The 3,812-nt window shown below is 64.7% G+C and carries 2 protein-coding genes, 1 tRNA gene and 1 pseudogene; 2 read left to right on the forward strand and 2 right to left on the reverse strand.

Going from position 1 to position 3,812, the window contains the following annotated elements; genetic code table 11:
* Positions 1 to 67: 67 nt before the first annotated feature.
* Both AC5JJ6_RS40475 and AC5JJ6_RS40480 read left to right on the forward strand, forming a co-directional pair.
* Positions 68 to 141: transfer RNA gene (locus AC5JJ6_RS40475), tRNA-Gly, on the forward strand.
* Positions 142 to 505: 364 nt separating this feature from the next.
* Positions 506 to 982 carry a CYTH domain-containing protein gene (locus AC5JJ6_RS40480; protein WP_496047474.1) on the forward strand — a complete coding sequence of 159 codons (477 nt, stop codon included), beginning with the start codon at positions 506 to 508 and terminating at the stop codon, positions 980 to 982.
* A gap of 182 nt (positions 983 to 1,164) precedes the next feature.
* Here the strand turns inward: AC5JJ6_RS40480 and AC5JJ6_RS40485 are convergent.
* Together AC5JJ6_RS40485 and AC5JJ6_RS40490 are read right to left on the reverse strand one after the other, a co-directional pair.
* Positions 1,165 to 2,691: pseudogene (locus tag AC5JJ6_RS40485) on the reverse strand (copper-translocating P-type ATPase); the annotation flags it as partial.
* A 12-nt stretch (positions 2,692 to 2,703) separates the two neighbouring features.
* The gene (locus AC5JJ6_RS40490; protein ID WP_496047475.1) at positions 2,704 to 3,477 is read right to left on the reverse strand and encodes a heavy metal-binding domain-containing protein; all 774 of its coding nucleotides are present in this window, start codon (positions 3,475 to 3,477) and stop codon (positions 2,704 to 2,706) included.
* Positions 3,478 to 3,812: the final 335 nt, after the last annotated feature.

Genomic DNA, 3,812 nt, shown 5'->3' on the forward strand with positions numbered 1-3,812 from the left:
CGGATCGCCGGGTGCTCAACGCACCGGCTTGATCATCCCTTCCCGATGCCCTATAAACAGGGGCGTCGCGGGTGTAGCTCAATGGTAGAGCAGAAGCTTCCCAAGCTTACGACGAGGGTTCGATTCCCTTCACCCGCTCCAGCGTCACTGCCTTGAAGAAGCTAAAAATTCTCAGGCAAGCCGCTCTCCGTAGATCCCCTTGAACGCTCTCTGCCACAATGTTCATCACAGTTGGATGACTAGGCGGACGCTCAGGAAGCGCGGGATCGAATGGCCGGTCCAATTCCAGCTCAGCAGTTCACCTGCATTTCCACGGCCGTTTCACCGAAACAGCGGCTATAGCTTGGGGCAGACCATTGAAGCTGAGGCACAGCACATGGTGTTGGCGCCACGCCGGAGAGTACCTGCGGGTCCCGCTCAGAATAACTACTTGGGCGCTACCGTGACCAATGAAGCTGATCGGTGTTGTAAGCCCTCGAGCATAACACTGAGTTCTGGAGGGACGATGCCCCTGGAGATCGAGCGGAAATTCCTGGTCCTGAATGGCTGGCCGAGAACCGCCGAAGGTCAGCAATACCGCCAAGGTTACCTGAAACAGAGTGGTGATCCGCCAACCATTCGGGTGCGCCGGGCTGGGCCGGCTGCGTTCCTGACGATCAAAAGCCAACCGGCCGGGCTCGTGCGGGACGAGTACGAGTATCAGATTCCGGTTGATCACGCTGAAGAGATGCTCACCTCACTATGCCACCATCCGCTGATAGAGAAAGTCCGCCATAAGGTGATGCACGACGGCTTGCTTTGGGAAATCGATGAGTTCCAAGGGGTCAATGCCGGGCTTATCCTCGCGGAGGTCGAGCTTCGGAAACCTGACCAGTCCTTTGACAAACCCGAATGGACCGGCCGCGAAGTCACCGGGGATGCGCGATACTCGAATTCAGCCCTGTCACGGGATCCATTTACTACCTGGGTGGGTGTCGTTTAGCCGTCATGGAATTACGACGTTGAGGTAGGCCCCTCCCATACGCCGTCGGGAATCCAAGATTAGGGCTATGCTGCGGCATAGCGTGCCTGTCGCGGAATTTCCGCGACGACTCCACGCGCCGCATCCGTTCGAACCTCCGCAGCCAGCCCCCGGCAAACCGGTGCCTGCCTCCGCCTCGCCGGCTAAAGCTTGACCATCCGCAGGCGCAACGCGTTCCCGACTACCGAAACCGAACTCAGGGCCATTGCGGCGGCCGCGATGATCGGCGACAGCGTCCATCCGAACAGCGGATAGAAGACGCCGGCGGCGACCGGTACGCCAAGCGCGTTGTACACGAAGGCAAGGAAGAGGTTCTGCCGGATGTTCCGCATCGTCGCCCGGCTCAGGACACGCGCGCGCGCGATGCCGGCAAGATCGCCCTTTACCAAGGTGACGCCGGCGCTCTGGATCGCGACATCCGTGCCGGTACCCATGGCGATGCCGATGTCGGCCTCCGCCAGGGCAGGGGCATCGTTCACTCCGTCTCCCGCCATCGCCACCACGCGGCCTTCCGCCTTCAGCCGTTTGACGACCTGGTTCTTGTCCTCGGGCATGACTTCGGCCTCGACGTCGTCGATGCCCAGCCTGCGCGCCACCGCCTCGGCGGTCGTCCGGTTGTCGCCGGTCAGCATCACGATCCGGATGCCGTCGGCCCGCAGCGTTTCGAGGGCCTGCTGAGTGCTCGCCTTGATCGGGTCGGCGACGGCGATGATTCCGCCGGGCCTGCCGTCGATCGCGGCATAAAGGGCCGTGGCCCCCTCGCGCCTGAGGTCGTCGGCCCGCGTTTCCAGCTCGCCTAGGGCGATGCCCTGTTCCCGCATCATCCTCGCATTGCCGAGGGATACCGAACGGCCCCCGACTCTGCCGGACACGCCCATGCCGGTGAGGGACGAGAAGTCCGCGACCTCGTCCATGGCCAAGCCCCGGTCCTTGGCGGAAGCGACGATAGCCGCCGCCAGGGGGTGTTCGCTCGACCGCTCCAGACTGGCCGCGAGCGACAGGAGGGAGCTCTCGTCGATGCCGGGAGCGGCGACCATGGCGGTTACCCGCGGCTTGCCCTCCGTCAGCGTGCCGGTCTTGTCGACGACCAGAGCGTCCACTTTCTCGAACCGCTCCAGAGCCTCGGCATTCTTGATCAGCACGCCGGCGGATGCTCCCTTGCCGACGCCGACCATGATCGACATGGGCGTGGCAAGGCCGAGCGCGCAGGGGCAGGCGATGATCAGGACGGACACGGCCGCGATCAGCCCATAGGCGAAGGCGGGGCTGGGTCCCCAGATCGCCCACGCTATGAAAGCCAGGACGGCCACGATCATGACGGCCGGAACGAACCATCCGGCCACCACGTCCGCCAGCCGCTGGATCGGCGCCCGGCTGCGCTGGGCCTCGGCGACCATGGTCACGATGCGCGACAGCATGGTGTCGGAGCCGACCTTTTCGGCGCGCATGACCAGGGATCCCGTCTGGTTCACCGTGCCGCCGATCACCTTGGAGCCGGCTTCCTTCGCGACCGCCATGGACTCGCCGGTCACCATGGACTCGTCCACGGCGCTGCGCCCCTCCAGCACCTCGCCATCGACCGGCACGCCCTCGCCGGGCCGGACCCGCAGCCGGTCTCCGGCACGGACGGCCTCGAGCGGCACCTCCTCGTCCTCGCCGTCGGCACGAAGGCGGCGCGCAGTCTAGGGAGCCAGATTCAGCAGCGCCCGGATGGCGCCGCCCGTCTGCTCGCGCGCCCGAAGCTCCAGCACCTGCCCCAGCAGCACCAGCACCGTGATCACGGCCGCCGCCTCGTAGTAGACGGCGACCACTCCGTCCATTCCCCGGAAGCTTTGCGGGAAAATGCCGGGCAGGAACGTCGCGGCCAGACTGAACAGATAGGCGACGCCGACGCCCAGCGAGATCAGGCTGAACATATTGAGCTTGCGGTTCAGGAACGACCGCCATCCCCGCTCCAGCAGCGGCCAGCCTGCCCACAGCACCACCGGCGTCGCCAGCAGGAACTGGATCCAGACCGACACCCTGGGAGGCACCAGATCGTGGATGCCCAGCCCCGGGATGTGACTGCCCATTTCCAGCACCAGAAGCGGCACGCTCAGGACCAAGCCGATCCAAAACCGGCGTGTCATGTCGGCGAGTTCGGGATTGGGCCCGCTTTCGATGCCTGCCGTGACCGGCTCCAGCGCCATGCCGCAGATCGGACAGTCGCCCGGCCCTTCCTGGCGGATTTCGGGGTGCATGGGGCAGGTGTAGATGACTCCGGGCTGGGGCGCAGGATGCCCGGCTCCCTCCGGCGATGCCGGTCCGGCTTCCGGCTTCAGGTAGCGCTCGGGGTCGGCGACGAACTTGCCGCGGCATCCGGCCGAGCAGAAGTGGAAGGTCCGGTTGTCGTGCCGTGCGTGATGTTCGGTTCGGTCGGGATTCACCATCATGCCGCAAACGGGGTCCTTGACCATCGGCCGATCCCCGTTCCCTGCATGCCGATGGCCATGATGCGCATGTCCTCGATGCAAGCCGGTCATTTCCGCTCCTTATCGAATGCCTGACATCGGCGGCCTCGGCTGAAAGTCCTTCATTCGGGCCGCCGCCCGCTTGGCTCAGGCTCGGCCTTCCAGCGGTTGGAGGGTCAACGGTTTTTTACCCAAACCGGCAGACGCCGGTATATCCGCGGAACTCTTGCTACCGAATGGGCCTGCACATATCATGGAGAAGGTCCGGGCTGATGCCCGGCCTGCAACAACTCAACGGCAAGCATGCGCCTTCTCCGCTTCCTCGCAGCAGTGTCGTTCGG

The sequence above is a fragment of the Skermanella sp. genome (assembly GCF_059503625.1).